This window comes from Chryseobacterium nepalense, assembly GCF_023195755.1.
Taxonomy (GTDB): Bacteria; Bacteroidota; Bacteroidia; order Flavobacteriales; family Weeksellaceae; genus Chryseobacterium; species Chryseobacterium nepalense.
This window is the reverse complement of the sequence record NZ_CP096203.1, coordinates 2,035,187-2,053,789: the sequence shown is the minus strand read 5'-3', so window position 1 is coordinate 2,053,789 and position 18,603 is coordinate 2,035,187. Positions and strand designations below refer to the sequence as shown.

Sequence of the window (18,603 nt, the reverse complement as noted above, 5' to 3'; positions counted from 1 at the left end):
ATTAGTTTTGAAGAAAAGTAATAACTATGAAAAAACTTAGTATTCTTATAGGAATATTATTCTTACAAAATATATTAGCCCAAGAAGAAAAATGTGGTTTACAGAAATCGGAATTTAATATTTATAAAGTTAATGCTGAAGATGTAAAATGCTTAGCAAAAAATTCCGATAAAAGGAATACTATTTTTTTTACATTTGCCCGCTGGTGTACTCCTTGTCTTTATCATCTTCCAAACTTTAAGAAGATAGAGGAGTTCTATAGTGTTGATTCTTATGTATTGTTAATAGATAACGAAGGCAGTAACATGACAAAATTAGCCGTTGATTATGTTTTAGAAGGCTATCCTAATGCAAAAATTGTAGTTCTTAAAGATAAAGAGAAAAAGAACGGAAGAAAGTATAAGGATTTTCTGAAAGAAATTACCCCGAGTCAGTCTGAGTTGGTGACGGATATGTCTAAGTATATTGTTTTAAACACCTCAGGAGAAGTACAATTGGTCACTTCCTGGAAAGATAATAAAGAATATCCTGAATGGAAAGACGATAGTTCCACGATAAAAAGAATCGTTTTGCCATTATTAGAAAAGAAATAAAACAAAAAACTCCCGATTATTCGGGAGTTTATTTTATGTGAACCGAGTTTTCATTAAACGGTAGTCAATCTCAATGTATTTGTTTTTCCACCTTCATAAGATGGAGTTGCATTGATGTTGATTACAAAATCTCCGGCTTCAATATACCCATAATTATGCGTTAGCATATTTACCTGGATAATCGTTTCATCAGTAGATTTCTTCATATCATAGTAATAGGCATGAACTCCCCAAAGAAGGTTCAGCATGGTGATTACTCTTTTGTTTCCGCTGTAAACGATGATGTGAGAATTTGGTCTGTGTGCCGAAAGCTGAAACGCCGTATATCCTGAACTCGTTAAAGTAACGATGGCAGAAACGTTCGTTGTTTTTGCAATTCTTACCGCTGCAAGACAAACTCTGTTGGTGATGAACCGCTCATCAATACAGTTGAAATCTTTTTCTATCGGCTCGTTTTTATGCTGATAAAAGTGTGTAGTTTCAATATTTTTTACAATTTTGGTCATGTTTTCCACAACCTGCACCGGGTATCTTCCTACGGAAGTTTCTCCTGAAAGCATCACTGCATCGGCACCGTCCAATACAGAGTTGGCAACGTCGTTTACCTCCGCTCTTGTTGGCGTAAGGCTGTTGATCATTGTTTCCATCATCTGTGTGGCAATAATAACAGGCTTTGAGTAGAATCTTGCTTTTTCTACCAGAGTCTTCTGGATGGCCGGAACCTCTTCCATCGGAACTTCAACCCCTAGGTCTCCACGGGCAACCATTAAACCGTCGCATTCCAATAAGATTTCATCGATATTTTTAACGCCTTCCGGTTTCTCAATTTTAGCAATAATCGGAGTTTTGAATTTTCCGTTCGGGTGTTTTGCAATCAACTCTTTCAGGTCAATAATGTCCTGTGCATGACGTACGAAAGATAATGCGATCCAGTCTACATCCTGATCCAGCATGAAATTGGCATCCTGAATATCCTTTTCCGTTAATGCAGGAAGAGAAACGTTCGTATTCGGTAGGTTAACCCCTTTTTTGGAGCTTAAAGGTCCACCCTGTATTGTTTTAGCCTTTACAGTATCGATAAGGTTGGTTTCCATAACTTCCAAAACCAGTTTACCGTCATCGATCAGGATTCTTTCCCCAACCTTTACATCCTGAGGAAACTGCTGATAAGTCATATAAACTTTTGTAGAGTCCCCCTCAATCTTTTCATTGGTGAAGGTAAGAATATCGCCGGGATTAAGGTAAGAACCTTCCTTTACCACCCCAACTCTCAGTTTCGGGCCCTGAAGGTCTCCTAAAATACCAACAGAGAATCCGTACTCTTTATTAAGCGTTCGGATGATTTCAATATTTGAACGAACTAAGTCGTAATCTGCGTGTGAAAAATTGATTCTGAAAATGTCAACACCTGCTTTCATTAACCCTAACATTACTTCCTTCGACGATGAAGCCGGACCAAGTGTTGCGATAATTTTTGTCTTCTTTAAATACTTATTCATAATACTGGATAATTTGATAAAGTTCTTCTTCAGAACCTAGTGTATAATCTTGAATAGGAAACACAAGATTTTCAGGGAGCAAAATTACGGAAAAATCAGGAAACTGTTCCGAACTATGCAAAATATATTGTACTTCTACCTGATTATTTAATAAAAATTTAATATTTTCTTCTCCTGTAAAGAGCTCGGTCTGTAATTTTTTTTGTTTACTTTCCGAACATCGGTTGGAGATGAAAGTGAAGCATGTTTTTGTATACTTATGATATGCTTCAAATCTTGGAAAAAAGTAATCATAATATGATCCGTGATAGATGAGGTCATCAATCCGTTTAAAATTAAGATCGTTCTTTTGATTTACTGTAAAGAAAAACTCATGATCGGGTACATTTTTGGCTAATCTTACCAATCCTATGGTAACATCTTCAAATTCTGTTTCATCGAGATCATAAAGCTTTTGAATTTCCAAGTATGTTTTCTTTTTTGTTTAAAATATAAAATGCTCTTTGTGCTGCTTTTTCTTCCGCCTTTTTCTTGGAAGTTTCGGTAGCGTTGGCAATTTTTTCTTCACCCAGCCACACGTGGCAGCGAAAAACAATCGACTTGTTCACCTGTATCTCTTCACAGGTTTCGTACTTTATATTTAATTTTTTCTTTTGGCTCCATTCGAGCAGAAGGCCTTTATAGCTTACAATTTTATTTTCAAGCTTATTCATTTCAGTGGGCGTAAGAAGCCTTTCCAAAATGATCTTCCTGCATATTTCATACTGAAAATCCAGGTAAACGGCACCGATGAGAGCCTCAAATAAATTTCCGGAAATGTTTTCACCTAATGCTACAGAAGTCTGCTTTTGCAAAAGGTCGGTAAGTTTTAGGTCTTCTCCTAATTTATTAAGATTTTTCCTATTCACAATCTTGGATTTCATTTGGGTCAGGTAGCCTTCATTAGCCTGAGGATACGTCTGAAACAAGTGGCATGAAATGATTGTGCCCAAAACAGAATCTCCTAAAAATTCCAGCCTTTCATAATTGCTGTCTTTATTTTTAGAAGAGTTTTTCAAAGAAAAAGCTTCGCGGTAAAGAGCAACATTTTGCACCTCAGTACCCAGAATTTTATTTAATTCGATACTGAGAAAATAGTCTCTCTCCGTTAATTTTCTTTTTCTTTTTTTGAGAAGGAATTTAGAAAAGTATTTCTGTAACTCCATTCAGTAAATTTAGATTTTCTTAAATAGAACGCAGGCATTGTGCCCGCCAAATCCAAAAGTATTGCTCATGGCTACTTTTACATCTTTCTTCGCAGCTTCGTTGAATGTGAAATTCAGTCTGCTGTCGATATTTTCATCATCCGTAAAATGGTTGATGGTAGGAGGAACAATACCATGAATAATCGTTCCCAACGCAGCAATAGCTTCAATAACTCCTGCAGCACCCAACAGGTGGCCGGTCATTGATTTTGTAGAATTAATCTGAATGTCAAAAGCATGCTCTCCCAATAACTTTGAAATAGCATTGGATTCTGCGATGTCTCCTAATGGAGTAGAAGTACCGTGCATATTGATATGATCTACTTCATCAGCAGTTAGCCCTGCATCTTCCAGGCAATTTTTCATTACCAGATAAGCGCCTAATCCTTCAGGATGCGGTGCGGTCATGTGATGTGCATCTGCACTCAGACCCCCGCCTTTTAATTCTGCATAAATTGTTGCACCACGTTTTACAGCGTGTTCATATTCTTCAAGAATAATACATCCCGCACCTTCACCCAGTACAAAGCCATCTCTGTCTTTGTCAAAAGGTCTTGAAGCTGTTTTAGGATCATCGTTTCTTGTAGATAATGCCATCATTGCATTGAATCCGCCGACGCCGCTTGCCGTAACGGCTGCTTCTGAGCCACCACAAACAATAACGTCTGCTTTACCAAGCTGGATCAGCATTTTAGAATCAATTAAAGCATTGGCCGATGAGGCACACGCAGAGACTGTAGTGTAATTGGGACCGTGGAAACCGTACTCAATGGAGATATGTCCTGGTGTGATATCTGCGATCATTTTAGGAATAAAGAAAGGGTTGAATCTCGGAATTTCCGTGTTGGCCCATCCTAAAACTTCGGTTTCAAATGTTTCCAGACCTCCGATTCCGGAACCCCAGATCACGCCGACTCTGTTTTTGTCTACGCTGTCTTCAATAATTCTTGAATGTTGTACTGCTTCTCTTGCAGCTACCAGCCCGAGTTGTGTATTTCTATCCATCTTTTTGGCTTCTTTCTTATCGAAATGTTGCAGCGGATCGAAATTTTTTACTTCGCAGGCGAATTTTGTTTTAAAGTTTGTGGCATCAAAAAGAGTAATCGGAGCGGCACCGCTCTCACCTTTCACAAGATTTTCCCAGTATTCTTTTGCATTATTTCCAATCGGTGTTATTGCTCCAAAACCGGTTACAACTACTCTTTTTAATTCCATAAACTTAGTTTAATTTTCTTTTTTGTTGAAGAATATTATTTATTTACTACTTCTTCGATATAAGCGATAGCGTGTCCTACAGTAGTAATTTTTTCAGCCTGATCATCAGGGATTTGAATGTTGAATTCTTTTTCAAACTCCATGATTAGTTCAACTGTATCCAATGAATCAGCTCCTAAATCGTTAGTGAAGCTAGCTTCAGGAGTTACTTCTGTTTCTTCAACGTCAAGCTTATCAGCGATGATAGCTTTTACTCTTGATGCAATGTCTGACATAGTAAATTTTTTTTTAATTGTTAGATGGTGCAAATATATAAAATTCTTTACGATAAAACATTTTTTTCATGCTTTTTGTGGTGCATAGGGATGTATTTTGTTGTGTTGCGCGTTAGTCTTTTAGTTTTCAGAGCTTTAGATTTTGTTGTTTCGTGATGTTATTTAAGTATAAAAAATTGCCGTTATCTTCATGGGAATTTTCTTGGAAATTTCAATTAATAAGCAATCTGTTTTTAAAATGTAAGCACATTATTACTAGTTTTGCGCCTCATTCTACATTTAATGATAAAAATTATTTACGGTATATCCTTATTCGTTGCGGGATCTCTATCGGCGCAAATCAAAGGAAAGGTTATCAAAATAAAAGATGGTGATACAGTAGTGGTTTTATTGGCTGATAAAACCCAGCAAACCTTAAGACTCGCGGAAGTCGACTGCCCGGAAAACGGACAGGCCTTCGGGAGCAATGCCAGACAATTTACCGCCAATCAGGTTTTCGGAAAAACGGTTGTCTTTTACAAAATAGGGAAGGACCGGTATGGAAGAAGTGTTGCCGGTGTTTTCTATGACGGGGACAAATATTTGTCGAGGGAAATTGTGAAAGCTGGATTCGGGTGGTGGTATTTTAAGGCTTCTAAAAATACGGAACTGCAAAAGCTCCAGGATGAAGCAAAGCAGAAGAAACTGGGTTTGTGGAGTGATACAAAAGCGATTGCTCCCTGGGAATTCAGGAAAAATAAAAAGAATAAGACGAAATAAAATACACTCCAAATGTACTGGAGTGTATCATGTTGATAAAATCATCCCACCAAATCATTGGTGAAAATAAATAATATTTCAGGTGACAGCAACTTTTATGCTTTGCAGAATGCGTCCCATGTGGTCCAGAAATGAGCGTTGATCGCTCCCGGAGCCGGGTGGGTGCTGTCGGCCACGATTCCTACCATAGAAGCGCAGTTGGAGTTGCATCCGATCTGGTTTCTGCTTCCTTCCTGAGCCGGAATTTCTCTCCATGTTCCGGTAGAACCGCTTAACAATTCTACTTTAATATCAAAAATTCCTGAAAGACCCGGAGTCTGAAGTTGCTTGGTTGGATTTTCACTGGAGATCATGTCTTTCCAGTTTCCTTGTGAAAAAGTTACTCTCCACTGTCCGATCATTTTTGCCGTGTCATTTTGCGGTGAAAGGTATACCCAAAATTGAGCACCTCCTCCTAGTTTTAATTCTCCCGTAGAATTTGCGTTGTAGCTTGTGTTTGCTTCCATGATGTTTGTTTTTTATAGGTTGTTTTGTATGTCAAAGTAACGCAGAAAAAAACATCCGGGATAGCGTGGAAATGACCAATTGGAGGATTAGGTGTTTGTACGGAGGGGGTAGGGTAGAAGTATTCGAATTCTATAAATGAATTTGTAAACTAAGTAATAGATGAACTTCATTTTTTTAAGGATATTTAGTGCAAATATGTTTCATTTTTTAATTATATCTATTTCTTGTGAGTATGTCTCATTGGTTTGAGTTGTTATGTTTTATGTATGGAAAACCATAAAATATTGATAAATAATGTTGTATCTTTAAAAGATAATAATTAGTAAAATAGAACTTTTAACTCAGTATGCAAAGTCTTAATTAAAAATATAGTATATAAGAATTACAAATGAATCATATGTCGGAATTAATCATTAAGTGAAGTAAAAGAAAAAATAATTTTAGCAATGAAACTATATATTGATTGGAATGTTCTAAATGGAATCAAAAATGGAAGATTTGAGGAATTAGAAAAAATAATACGACAATCAGAAAAATTTATTATTATTTATTCTACTTCACATATTTCAGATATTGCCTCAAGTTATTCGGATGATAAAGTAAATACAGAAATACAATCTGATTTGGAATTTCTATCTGAAATAACACAAGACCTTTGTATTTTCAATAATGGCAAAGATATAGTTATCCAACATAATGAACCTTTTCATTTATTTGAGAATGAAATTGATAGTAAAAATCTCATGAATGATTTTTCATTTGATAAAATATTCAGCTCAATTAGTAATAATGATAAAGATACCGAATTAATTGATCCTATTAAAACATCTTTGAAGTCATTCCCTCTCGATAATATTTTTAAAGATGCATTCGAGAACCCTCAAAGTGCAGACTTTATGAATGTTATGTTTCCAGGTTTAAAAGAAAATCCAACTATGGAAGGTTTTTTTGATTCAATGGGAAAAATGTTGGAAAACATTAATGAAAAAGAAGGTTATAAAGATTTAAAAAATCCATTTAAAAACCTAAATATCAATCAAGGAAAGCTTAATGATCCTAATAATAATCCATTTGAAGTTTTAAAAGAGACATATATAAAATTAGGGGTTGAAAGCCCATTAGAAAAAGATTATATGGATGAAAAACATGCTCCTAAATGGTTTAATGATTTAAGTTCTGCTTATATTAATTTGGATATGCATGGTTTTTATTCAGATAAAGTAAAAGTTACGGACAAAGAGAAAAATACTTTTAAAAATACTACTCAAGATGCATTTCATACTGCATTTGCTTCATCATGTGATATTTATATTACCAATGATAAAAAGAATTATCAGAAAGCTAAAGCTGTTTACCAAAAAAAGGATATTTTCACTCATGTGTTAAAACCTGAGGAATTTATCAAATTTTATCATGAAAATATTGAAAAAAAAGATTTTACAACAAGCTGGAATAAGTTTACTGATGCATTAAGATTAGGAAATTTCTATGATGTTACAGGTAATCCAAACAACTTTTATCATGTTCATTTCTCTAATTTCTATTATTTTGGATATTTTAATAGAATTTATATTTTTAATTCAGATACTGATAAAAATTCTTATACTCTTATGTTTGGTAAGGAATTACCAACAAATTGCTTAGGAGTATTTTATAAAGAAATTAAAGAAATGGTTAAAATTATAGTTGATTATTTAGGAACTGACAATAATGATAGAGGATACTTTGATGAATCAGAAATTGACGAAAACAATCATTGGTGTGGTAGAGTTTGGGATTTTAAAGAATCTCGATATAGGTTGGTTCAAGATAAAAGATATTTTCAATTTTATTATCACTTTTCTATTGCTGAAAAAGACCAATAATTTGTGTAGCAAAAAAATCTCAATTAACTCCTCATAGATTTTACAAAAAATACTTAGAAATTGCTAAATAAAAGCCCTGCAAATCACTGATTTACAGGGCTTTAAGTGGAGTTGGAGGGATTCGAACCCTCGTCCAAACAAGCAATACATAAGCTTTCTACATGCTTATTCTGCTATTGGTTTTCGACTGAATGCAGAGAGCAGACACCCAACATTCAGCTTATCTTCTGAGGTTTTCGAGCTTTAGCCGAAGCATCTAAAGCCTTATTTCCGCATTCCTATATCCCAGGATCAAACGCCGCAGAACAGAGCATTTGTGGAATATCTTGCTTCCCTACTAAAGTCTTCGGGAAAACGCTTGATCTACTATACTTCGATATTAAGCTGCAAGAGCGAACTCTTCGTTGCCAGTTAAAATTGTGTAGCAAGGGTTTATAGAGATCGCGCTACGGTTCTCTGCATGCTTACTTACCCATTGGTCTTGCTGTCGAAACCAGTCAACCCCATGAATAGAGTATGCAAAAATAAGGCTTTTTATTCAAATATAATTAACATACGCCAATCTTTTTGAAGAAGCGCTGTTACTCCCTGTTCTTTAATAAGATCCAGCCGGATAATTGTACAGGCTGTTTCGTAATCTGGTCGGTCCAGGATAAGCTGTACCAATACGTGTCGGTTGGTAATGGCATTCCGACGTATTTTCCATTCCATACCGGATTTTTAGAACTTAGCTCGAAAACAACTTTACCGTATTTATCAAAAATACTTCCTTTGAAATTTCCGAACTTGCTGATAACGCTGAAGTCGATATTGTCGTTGATACCATCGCTGTTTGGAGTAATGGTGTTGTTCATTAAGAACGTATAATATTCCGTGTGGCTATCACATAAAATCCCTCTCTTTCTCACCCTGATGGAATACTGCGTATTTCTCAAAACATTCTTGAAAATATTATAGGCCTGCCACGTTACACCGCCGTCAATAGAATATTCCAGAGGATCGCCGGCCGGGTTTTTAACGTTGATGGTTAATATGCCATTTTCATAAGTGATCCCTGTAATTTCAGGAGTTTTAATATAAGAAACCACGGCAGTAAGTACCTTGGAACAAGATCCGTTGTTGATGGTCACTGTATATGTTCCGGGAATTGCTGTGCTTATGGTTTGGGTAGTGGCTCCGGTATTCCAGCTGTAAGAATAATTCTGTCCGGCGCCGGCATCCAGAATTGCATTGTCTCCCTGGCATACTTCAACATTCGGTAAAGACGCTGAAATCGCAGGAACAACATTGATCGTAATCGAAGTGGTAGTCTGGGCAGGGCAGCCATTGCTTCCGATTCCTGTTACCGTGTATGTCGTGGTAGTGATAGGAGAAACGGTTTGCGTGTTTCCATTGCCCGGAAGTCCTGTCCAGGTATAACTTGCGGCTCCTGATGCGGTAAGCACAACAGAATCTCCTTTACAGATATTGATGGATGAAGCATTTAATATAATTGTTGGAGGCGTAATATTTTTCACAACCGTTACTGAAGATTGCTTTGTACAACCTAGCGGGCTGGTAATTTTCAGGGTATAAGTTCCGGCATTATTCACTGCAGGGGTTAACGTGTTGGTTCCTGAAACAATCGTTCCACCGCCGGCTGCTGTCCACAGGAAAGTTGAACCCGGCGGAAAGGTTGAAGCGGATGCATTAAGGGTAACCTGTGTATTGGTACAGTTGATTTCAGATGGTGTGGCAATGTTTACCGCAATTGCAGGATCCATTGTAACTGTTGCTGAACTTTGGTATTGACATCCTAAAGAAGTGGTTACCGTAACAGTATAGGTTCCGGATGCAGTTACCGTATTGGTGGTTCCTGTTGTACCATTGGACCAAGAAAAGGTATTTCCGGTTCCGGTTGCAGAAGCTGTCAGCACTGTTGAAGCTCCTTCACAGAAGGTTAGGTTTCCTGTAATTTGAACATTTGGATTCGGGCTGCTGCTGATGGTAACGGAAGCTGTATTACTCGTACATAATCCGTTATTGTTGGTTAAAGTATAAACTCCGGGAGCATTTACCGTGATGCTTTGCGTAGTTTGTCCTGTTGACCATGTGTTTCCGGTGGCATAATTGGAGGTGAGGGTAATGTTTCCGTTATTACAGATAACTGTGGAAGAAGCGGTAATTGCAGCAACCGGTTTTTGGTTGACGATCAATTGCAGGTTAGCCACTTTCGAACAGGTGCTTGATTTTACCCGGACATACACTGTTGCGTTTCCGGAAACATGTGCAGTCGTATTGGTAATGGTATTGGTATTTCCTGCCACCGCATCGGCCTGATTAAGGTAATAATCAAAGGTTACTCCGGCTGTGGTGCTTATATTGTTCTGGGCTGATGTTAAATTAAAAGTAGCAGTTGGAGTATCAGAACAAATACTAAGACTTGTATTCTGAACAACCGGAACAATTCCCTGAGTAACCGTAACCGATTTTTGATAGGTGCAGTTCGCAGGGGTTTTAACCGTTACTGTATAGGTTCCCGCTGTAGTTACTGAAATGCTGCTTCCGGTGGCGCCTGTAGACCATGTATAAATGTTCCCGATTCCTATGGAAGTTGCGGTAAGCTGTGTAGGCGTGTCGCATAATAAAAGGTTGCCGTTAATCTGTACATTGGGATCCGGAGCGGCTGTAATGGTTACGGATGCCGGCGGACTTGTACAATTGCCATTTGTAGTTACCAGTGTGTAGGTTCCGGGTGTGGTAATTAATATGGAAGGGCTTGTAGAGCCTGTAGACCATGTATTTCCTGTGGTGCTGCCTGAAGTTAAAGTAACATTTCCTCCCGGGCATAACGTCATGGATGAAGCAGTAATGGAAGCCGTTAAATTGCTGGCTTCAAAAACAAAAGACCCCGTCTGTTTGCAGGCATTAAGACCGCTTGCCGGATTACTTGGGTTATTATAATTAATGTTATAGTAATAGAAAGTGCCGATTGTTGCAGGAGTGGGAGTCGTGATCGGATTGGTTCCTGTTGCAGCATCATTGGCGTTATCATAATAGCTTACAACAAAGTTTGTGTTTCCATTGATGATTCCGGGAGATAAGGTAGTGAAATCAAAAGGGGTATTAGTGTCGCAAATTGATATCACTCTTGGCGAATTCGGAGTTGGTCCCGGTACACCAGGCGCAATAAAAGGATTGGGAGCATTAGCGGAACTGAAAGGAGATATAAAAGTAGCTGTTCCGCCCCAGGTCAGATTGAACGTATAAACGGTAGTAGACCAGTTGTCTATATATAAATAGTATGTTTCTCCCGCATTGACATCCATATATTTACAATATGGATTAGTATTGCCCCCACCCGAAGTTGTGTTTGTATTGGTCATGTTCATTCCCGTACTTGCAAGGGTTCCGGATGCATTGCATCTTATAGGAGCACCCAAGCTGCCGCATGTTGTATTCGGGCCGTAAATCGCCCAGTCGTAATCAACAGGCCCGGTAGGAGTAAGGTTGAAAGTAAGCGTTCCGCTGGTGGCAATGGTAAATTTATACCACACGGAATGGTGTTCACCGGAAGATAAACATCCGCCGAGATTTTCATACTCATTTCCGACCCCGGAAGGTGTGTAATTAATATTGGAATTTCCGCACACGGTGATTGCTGAAATACAATCTTCCTGAGCGGAAAGGGAAATATAAAAGATGGATAGCAAAGAAAACAGTAGTCTTTTTATCATACCCTGGTTACAAGTTTTAAAGGTGAATATGTAGGATCATTGAATAAATAAAGGAATAGAGAAAAGCTAAGTTTTGACGGAAGCAATTGCTAAAGAAAAAGGGGTCATTTTATTTAATGTTTATTTTTTCGGCAAATTTAATTAAAATTTATTTACAAAAATCAATTAAATAATTGTAATATGATTTAAATATCGTTCTGGTTTTGAATATTTTCTATTCGTATGGTACTTTAAAAGAGAAGTGATTATCAAACAATTCGGATAAAAATTTGCAGATTTATAAAAAATTAGTATTTTTGCAATCCAAAATGAGATGTAAAATATGTTAATAATTCCAGTTAAAGATGGTGAATCCATCGACAGAGCATTAAAAAAATATAAAAGAAAATTTGATAAAACAGGGACGGTTCGTCAGTTAAGAGCCAGACAACAGTTTATCAAGCCTTCTGTAACGTTAAGACAAGCTAGATTGAAAGCTGCTCACAAACAAAGAGCGCTTAGCAAAGAAGAGCAGGCTTAAGAAATTTTCTTAATTCGCATACGAATTCACTCTTTAAATAGTTATATTTGAAGAGTGAATTTTTGTTTTTATACCTTTAATGATGCTGGACAAATTCTTAGAATATTTAGAACTCGAAAAGAGGTATTCGCCTCATACGATTACAAGTTACAGAAAAGATCTTGAAGACTTCTGCCGTTTTTACCTTAAAACCGAAGCTTCAGAAGATATTTCCAAAGCCGATAAAAAAATCATCCGGAATTTTATTGTTGAATTGAGCGAGAACAGGATAGCCAAAAGAAGCATCAACCGAAAGCTTTCCTCTCTCCGAAGTTTTTATCTTTTTCTTTTAAAAATCGGTGATATTGAAGTTTCTCCTACCGAAAATATTTCTTCATTGAAGTTCTATCCGGAAAAACAAATTCCCATGTCTGAACAGGAAATGCAAAACCTAAGTGATCAGGTGTTTACACATGTTCAGGATCTTCTCGAAAAATGTATTCTGGAAGTACTTTACCAAACCGGTATCCGTAAGTCGGAGCTTTGTGGTATGACTTTTGAAAATGTAAACTTAGACGCCGGCGAAATAAAAATAGTCGGGAAAGGAAACAAGCAAAGAGTTATTCCGATTTCCGAAAATCTGGCAGCGGTTTTAAAAAGTTACGTACAAATCCGCAAACCGGCAACAGAATTTAAATCATACTTCTTTGTCAACAGGAAAGGTAAAAAACTCACTGAAAAATTTGTTTATTTGGTGGTTAATAAGTACCTTAGTCTTATAACAACAAAGGAAAAAAGAAGTCCTCACATCCTTCGTCACAGCTTTGCTACACACGTTTTGGATAATGGGGCAGAGATCTCTAAAGTAAAAAAAATATTAGGACATTCCAGCCTTGCAAGTACTCAAGTCTATACGAATGCCAATATCGAACAATTGAAAAAAGTTTTTAATCAGGCTCACCCAAGAGCCTCAAAAAATGACGAATTATGAAGATCACAGTACAATCAATTGGTTTAACTCCACACGAACCACTAGAGTCACACATCGAAAAAAAAGTAAGCAAGCTGGATACGTTTTATGATAAAATCCAGGACTGCAAAGTGTTTTTAAAAGTGGAAAATAACTCGGATAAGGCCAATAAAACAGCCGAGATTATTTTAGCGGTTCCGGGAGACGATATCGTGGTAAAAAAGACAACAACAAGTTTTGAAGAAAGCTTAGACCTGTGCGTTGATGCTGCTAAAAAGCTACTAATCAAGAAAAAGGAAATGGCATAGCAAAAAAAGTCAAAAAAAATTATTAAAAAATTTGAGAATTCAAAAAATCCGTTCTATATTTGCACTCGCAAAAAGGAACAGTGATCTTTTGAATTCTTTTTTATAAAATGCCTCCATAGCTCAGTTGGCCAGAGCACGTGATTTGTAATCTCGGGGTCGTGGGTTCGAATCCCTCTGGAGGCTCATTTAATATAAAATATCTGGGGAGATTCCAGAGTGGCTAAATGGGACTGACTGTAACTCAGTTGCTTCGGCTTCGTAGGTTCGAATCCTGCTCTCCCCACATTTTATATTAGAAAAAAAAGTTGCATGAATAAAGGATTTTCCTTAAGTTTGCACAGCGTTACCAATAATTTTGGAAACAAAATTGCGGAAGTAGCTCAGTTGGTAGAGCGTCAGCCTTCCAAGCTGAATGTCGCGGGTTCGACCCCGTCTTCCGCTCAGAATATCACACTTATTGTAGGGTGATTTTTTTTAACTACTGAAATGATGTAGAGTAGCTTTTCTCACAGCTTTCAATCCATTTGTTAAATGCCTCCATAGCTCAGTTGGCCAGAGCACGTGATTTGTAATCTCGGGGTCGTGGGTTCGAATCCCTCTGGAGGCTCATTTAATATAAAATATCTGGGGAGATTCCAGAGTGGCTAAATGGGACTGACTGTAACTCAGTTGCTTCGGCTTCGTAGGTTCGAATCCTGCTCTCCCCACATTTTATATTAGAAAAAAAAGTTGCATGAATAAAGGATTTTCCTTAAGTTTGCACAGCGTTACCAATAATTTTGGAAACAAAATTGCGGAAGTAGCTCAGTTGGTAGAGCGTCAGCCTTCCAAGCTGAATGTCGCGGGTTCGACCCCCGTCTTCCGCTCTCATAAAATCACGCTTTTAGTGTGATTTTTTTGATTGTTGCCGACTTAGCTCAGCGGTAGAGTGCTTCCTTGGTAAGGAAGAGGTCACGGGTTCAAGTCCCGTAGTTGGCTCAGATTCTAATCCCGATTTTTTCGGGATTTTTTTATTTTTAAATGTTTAACGCTAACGCCGCCAGGAAAGCTTACCTTTAACTCTTCTATTCCGTTCGCAAAGGCATTCCATTCAACAAATGAAAGATATGCGATATTTAAGTTTTTAAAATTTAAAGATTTTAATTTTTACGAATTGCACTACCTTTTCTGATCGCTAAGTAAATGTTTATTCGGAATTTGTCGAAATATTTCCCAAATTTATGATAGTGAAATTATATTTCTACTTAATGCTACACTTCTTTTCTATTAAATATATTCCAGAAATTAGTAAATATAATAGGTAATTTCAACTCTACTATCATTTGCTGAATGAAGTGTCTTTGCGAACGCAAATATTAAGTAGAATTCAAATATCTATTGCGTCCATAGCGTTTAAAATATTTTAACCTTAAAATTCAATTAAAATACTTCCCGTAATTTTGAATTCCTTTACGGTCATGAAAATTTTCTTTACATTCGTATAAAATAATTTTTGATGAATATTCTTTTATTGGAAGATGATCTTATTCTTTCTGCGGAACTTTGCAAGTTTTTAGAATCAAATAATTTTACCTGTGATAAAATCTATGACGGCGAAACCTTTCTGCGTCAGATAAAAAACAGTTCTTATGATTTATATCTTCTCGATATCAATGTTCCTAAGATCAATGGGCTCGATGTGTGCCAGACGATACGTTCTTTCGATAAAAATACCCCCATCATTATTATTTCTGCTTACGGAGATCTTTCGGATAAAAAAGACGCTTTTACGAGACTTGCGGATGACTACCTGGTAAAACCTTTTCAGTTCGAAGAATTGTTGTTGCGTATGAATTCTCTTCTGAGAAGGAAATCTCCCTCAGAAAACAGCGATCAGGATATTATAAGGGTGGATGATCTTATTATCAATAAAACCGAACAGAAAGTTTTCCGTGCCGGGAACGAAATTGCACTCACCCTGAAGGAATTTCAGCTGCTGGTTTATCTGGCCGAGGCCCAGGGAAGAACGGTTTCAAAACAGCAGATCACGGAACACGTCTGGGAACATAATTTCAATACCAACACCAATACGGTGGAAGTTTATATCAACTTTTTAAGAAAGAAAATAGATAAAGATTTTAAAATTAAGCTTATTCATACACGTTCCGGATTCGGATATTATTTAAGCCCGCTCTAACATGTCTTTAAAAAGAAAAATCGCCTTCAATCTCAGTATTGCTTTTTCATTACTTTTCGGTATTGTGATGGCGGTGATTTATATATCTTTTAATGATTTCAGGAAAGATGAATTTAAAGAAAGATTCAGGCAGAGGCTCGAATTTACCTCCCACTTTATTGCAAAATCCAAAGACTTCGAAGAGGAAGCACCCGTTTTTTTTAATGAAAACTCGGACAATATTCTTTTGAATGAAACGATTCTGATTTTCAACGGCAATAAAGAATTAATCTACAGTACGATTAAAGACCGGAATGTTACCTGGGATAATGAGCTGCTAAAAGAGCTCGATGAAAAAAAGGTTATTTACTCTGAAAAAACGGTTCCTGAAATTTATGCTGCCCTCAAAAACATTAATGGACAAAATTATTACATTCTTACCAGCGCTTACGATACCAATGGAAATTCCAAACTGGAGTATCTGAAGTATCTGCTGATTACGGCTTATGTAATGAGCACGTTATTTATCGGGTTTTTCAGTTATTACTTTATGGGGCAGTTCCTGAAACCTCTTGAAGATCTTAATAAAGAGATCTCAGAAGTAACGGCCCACAAACTGACAACAGAAATTCCCGTTCGTGATTCCAATGATGAGATTGATGTTCTTGCGAAATCATTCAATACCATGATCAAAAGATTGGATGATGTATTTCAGTCGCAGAAAGATTTTACGGCAAGTGCCTCTCATGAAATCCGAACACCTATTACCAGAATGGCATTTCAGCTCGAAAATTTAATTAAGTTTGGACAGCATTCTCCGGAAACATTATCTTCACTTCAACAGATTAAAAGAGATGTTTATCAATTATCGGATCTTACCAATTCATTGCTCCTGTTGACGAAGTTCGACAAAGAAAATATCCAGAGCATCTACGAAGAAGTCAGGATCGATGAAGTTATTTTTGAGTCTTTTGAAGCTGTGGAAAAAAGCTATCCGAAACTGAAGATGGATTTTCTGATTTCCGAAAATACCTCCGAAAATGCTTTGCTTATCATAAATGGCGTACAGTCATTACTTGATATTGTTTTTATTAATTTATTCAAAAATGCCGCTATCTATTCTGATGATACTGAGGTGGACGTACTGATTACCGAAACGGATAACAGGCTTATTGTTGATGTTATTTCCCACGGAAATACAATTCCTAAAGAAGAGCAGCCAAAACTTTTTGAAGCGTTCATGAGAGGTAACAATTCTCAGAATACTTCCGGATCAGGTCTTGGACTTCGTATTGTAAAAAGAATTCTGGAATACCACGGTGCTGAAATCATTTATACGGCTCCCGGAGATCTGTTGAATAAATTCAGTGTTATTTTTCATAAGTAATTTTAAGCATCTTAAATCTCTAAAAAATTTCCTGCATTGTCACCCTGAGCGCGAAGTAGCCAAAAGATCTTCGCTAAATTTACCATGGATTGCAAGGATTTTCACAGAAGAATTTTTCATAATTTTTAGATACATTAGAAAAATCAAAGATTTTTAAAACTTATGTGTTCTAAAATATGCGCAAACTTTATCCTTAAACCTAATGTGACTTATGTGTTTAAATGTTTTGTTACTTTGCGGTTAACTTCCATTTACACTGATTTATAATGCATTTAAATTAGTCCATAAATCCATTTTAATTTTTTTTTAAGGATTCTTTAAGAGCATTTTAATACCATAAAAGCAACTTTGTATCATAAAATAAAAAAATGAACAGAATTGCAGGGCTGTTGATTGTTGCTTCCTCACTGGTGGCGGCACAACAGCAAATGTCACTTTCGGATTGCGAAGAAGCTTTTCAGAAAAACAATCTACAACTGCTCGCCGAACAGTACAACATCAACATGGCTGATGCAGATATTTTGCAGGCCAAAATCTGGGAACTTCCGCAATTGAGCGGGCAAATCAATGCCTACAACCCTGAAGATCGCAAAGTTTTTGATGTAGGTCGGGCAAAAGGTGCGGAAATTACCCAGCTTATTTACATGGGTGGAAAAAAGAAGAATGAAATTGCTTTTGCAAAATCAAATAAAGAACTCGCCCAACTTCAGTTTTCCCAATTGCTTATAGATCTTCGGGTACAGCTTCACACTACTTACTATAATCTTTATTACGAAAGGCTTAAACTTAAAAATACTGAGAAACAACTCGGATACATGAGTGATCTTCTCGCTGCCTATAAGCAACAGTCTGCAAAAGGAAATGTATCGCTTAAGGATGAGGTAAGGCTTCAAAGTGTTGTTATTCAGTTAAGTAACGATAAAATAGCAATCAATAAAAATATTCTTGAATTTGAACAGGATCTTAAAGTTTTAACGGGGATTACCGATGATATCGAACCAAAACTTTCGGATTCGGAAGCACATGATATTCTGGCAGCACAGCCTTTTGGTGACGAAACGGAATTGCAGAAAAAAGCAGTTGAAAATAATGCCGATTATCAGTACAACCTGAAATTAATTGACAACAGTAAGCTGTATGCCCAATGGCAGAAATCCTTAAACGTTCCCGATCTTAATCTAGGAGCTGCATGGGACCAGAACGGTGGAACATTTAAGAATGAAATAAATCTTACAGTAGGTATTCCCCTGCCTTTATGGAAATCAAATAAAGGAAATGTTGAAAAAGCAAATTTTGCCATACAGCAAAACCAGAAGAATGCAGAATTTCAAAAACTTAGCTTAGAAACAAAAGTTCAGGCGGCTTACAAAACCTGGAAAACGCAGTATGACCAACTTTCCCAGATAAAATCTGATGATCTTAATAATATGGAACTGGTTTATAATGGGATGCTGAATAACTTCCGGAAAGGAAATATAAGTCTTATTGAATTTGTAGACTTTATGGACAGCTACAGGGAAACGGCACTTCAGATCTATGATATGAAAAACGGAATCATGCAGTCTGCAGAACAACTCAATCAACTTATACAAACAAAAATCTTCTATTAAC

The 18,603-nt window shown here is 36.8% G+C and carries 16 protein-coding genes, 7 tRNA genes and 1 other RNA gene; 16 read left to right on the top strand and 8 right to left on the bottom strand.

Annotation, left to right across the window (positions count from 1 at the left end; translation table 11 throughout):
• The first annotated feature begins 26 nt into the window (after positions 1-26).
• Entirely contained in the window at positions 27-593 is a 567-nt protein-coding gene (locus M0D58_RS08885) for a thioredoxin domain-containing protein (protein WP_248388467.1), read from the top strand.
• A gap of 53 nt (positions 594-646) precedes the next feature.
• On the opposite strand, the gene pyk is transcribed toward M0D58_RS08885, so the two are convergent.
• The 5 genes from pyk to M0D58_RS08860 are packed head-to-tail and all read right to left on the bottom strand — an operon-like array spanning position 647 to position 4,826.
• Positions 647-2,092, bottom strand: coding sequence for a pyruvate kinase (gene pyk / locus M0D58_RS08880; RefSeq protein ID WP_248388465.1), 1,446 nt, complete (start codon positions 2,090-2,092; stop codon positions 647-649).
• Complete coding sequence (locus tag M0D58_RS08875; RefSeq protein WP_248388463.1) at positions 2,085-2,558, bottom strand: IPExxxVDY family protein; 474 nt, start codon at positions 2,556-2,558, stop codon at positions 2,085-2,087. Before M0D58_RS08875 ends, pyk begins: the two co-directional genes overlap by 8 nt.
• Entirely contained in the window at positions 2,536-3,297 is a 762-nt protein-coding gene (gene rnc, locus M0D58_RS08870; RefSeq protein ID WP_248388460.1) for a ribonuclease III, read from the bottom strand. The genes M0D58_RS08875 and rnc overlap by 23 nt, the downstream gene beginning before the upstream one ends.
• A 9-nt stretch (positions 3,298-3,306) precedes the next feature.
• Positions 3,307-4,551: a beta-ketoacyl-ACP synthase II gene (gene fabF, locus M0D58_RS08865; RefSeq protein WP_029295536.1), complete on the bottom strand. Its 1,245-nt coding sequence runs from the start codon at positions 4,549-4,551 to the stop codon at positions 3,307-3,309.
• 35 nt (positions 4,552-4,586) lie between these two features.
• Entirely contained in the window at positions 4,587-4,826 is a 240-nt protein-coding gene (locus M0D58_RS08860) for an acyl carrier protein (protein ID WP_002976354.1), read from the bottom strand.
• Between the two features lie 282 nt (positions 4,827-5,108).
• On the opposite strand from M0D58_RS08860, the gene M0D58_RS08855 reads away from it, so the two are divergent.
• Positions 5,109-5,585, top strand: a complete 477-nt coding sequence (locus M0D58_RS08855) for a thermonuclease family protein (protein WP_248388457.1) — start codon at positions 5,109-5,111, stop codon at positions 5,583-5,585.
• 95 nt (positions 5,586-5,680) lie between these two features.
• On the opposite strand, the gene M0D58_RS08850 is transcribed toward M0D58_RS08855, so the two are convergent.
• Positions 5,681-6,091: a hypothetical protein gene (locus M0D58_RS08850; RefSeq protein ID WP_248388454.1), complete on the bottom strand. Its 411-nt coding sequence runs from the start codon at positions 6,089-6,091 to the stop codon at positions 5,681-5,683.
• 447 nt (positions 6,092-6,538) lie between these two features.
• Between M0D58_RS08850 and M0D58_RS08845 the strand changes: the two genes are divergently transcribed.
• Positions 6,539-7,957: a hypothetical protein gene (locus M0D58_RS08845; RefSeq protein ID WP_248388450.1), complete on the top strand. Its 1,419-nt coding sequence runs from the start codon at positions 6,539-6,541 to the stop codon at positions 7,955-7,957.
• A 103-nt stretch (positions 7,958-8,060) separates the two neighbouring features.
• Here M0D58_RS08845 and ssrA read toward each other — a convergent pair.
• Positions 8,061-8,462, bottom strand: a transfer-messenger RNA (tmRNA) gene (gene ssrA, locus M0D58_RS08840).
• Positions 8,463-8,538: 76 nt separating this feature from the next.
• Positions 8,539-11,673 (bottom strand): T9SS type B sorting domain-containing protein, encoded by a 3,135-nt coding sequence (locus M0D58_RS08835; protein ID WP_248388448.1) that lies wholly within the window; start codon positions 11,671-11,673, stop codon positions 8,539-8,541.
• Positions 11,674-11,995: 322 nt separating this feature from the next.
• On the opposite strand from M0D58_RS08835, the gene rpsU reads away from it, so the two are divergent.
• The 13 genes from rpsU to M0D58_RS08770 all read left to right on the top strand — a co-directional run bounded on the left by rpsU (position 11,996) and on the right by M0D58_RS08770 (position 18,602).
• Positions 11,996-12,193, top strand: coding sequence for a 30S ribosomal protein S21 (rpsU, locus tag M0D58_RS08830; protein WP_007846872.1), 198 nt, complete (start codon positions 11,996-11,998; stop codon positions 12,191-12,193).
• A gap of 82 nt (positions 12,194-12,275) precedes the next feature.
• Positions 12,276-13,163, top strand: a complete 888-nt coding sequence (locus M0D58_RS08825; protein ID WP_248394970.1) for a tyrosine-type recombinase/integrase — start codon at positions 12,276-12,278, stop codon at positions 13,161-13,163.
• Positions 13,160-13,450 carry an HPF/RaiA family ribosome-associated protein gene (locus tag M0D58_RS08820; protein ID WP_248388446.1) on the top strand — a complete coding sequence of 97 codons (291 nt, stop codon included), beginning with the start codon at positions 13,160-13,162 and terminating at the stop codon, positions 13,448-13,450. The genes M0D58_RS08825 and M0D58_RS08820 overlap by 4 nt, the downstream gene beginning before the upstream one ends.
• Before the next feature lie 109 nt (positions 13,451-13,559).
• Positions 13,560-13,633, top strand: a tRNA-Thr gene (locus M0D58_RS08815).
• A gap of 19 nt (positions 13,634-13,652) precedes the next feature.
• Positions 13,653-13,733, top strand: a tRNA-Tyr gene (locus M0D58_RS08810).
• 86 nt (positions 13,734-13,819) lie between these two features.
• A tRNA-Gly gene (locus M0D58_RS08805) sits at positions 13,820-13,891 on the top strand.
• Positions 13,892-13,983: 92 nt separating this feature from the next.
• A tRNA-Thr gene (locus M0D58_RS08800) sits at positions 13,984-14,057 on the top strand.
• 19 nt (positions 14,058-14,076) lie between these two features.
• Positions 14,077-14,157: transfer RNA gene (locus M0D58_RS08795), tRNA-Tyr, on the top strand.
• A gap of 86 nt (positions 14,158-14,243) precedes the next feature.
• Positions 14,244-14,316, top strand: a tRNA-Gly gene (locus M0D58_RS08790).
• A gap of 40 nt (positions 14,317-14,356) precedes the next feature.
• Positions 14,357-14,428: transfer RNA gene (locus M0D58_RS08785), tRNA-Thr, on the top strand.
• A gap of 517 nt (positions 14,429-14,945) precedes the next feature.
• Positions 14,946-15,626, top strand: coding sequence for a response regulator transcription factor (locus tag M0D58_RS08780; protein ID WP_072883523.1), 681 nt, complete (start codon positions 14,946-14,948; stop codon positions 15,624-15,626).
• Between the two features lies 1 nt (position 15,627).
• Positions 15,628-16,992 (top strand): ATP-binding protein, encoded by a 1,365-nt coding sequence (locus tag M0D58_RS08775; protein ID WP_248388444.1) that lies wholly within the window; start codon positions 15,628-15,630, stop codon positions 16,990-16,992.
• Between the two features lie 368 nt (positions 16,993-17,360).
• Positions 17,361-18,602 carry a TolC family protein gene (locus M0D58_RS08770; protein ID WP_248388441.1) on the top strand — a complete coding sequence of 414 codons (1,242 nt, stop codon included), beginning with the start codon at positions 17,361-17,363 and terminating at the stop codon, positions 18,600-18,602.
• Position 18,603 lies beyond the last annotated feature (1 nt).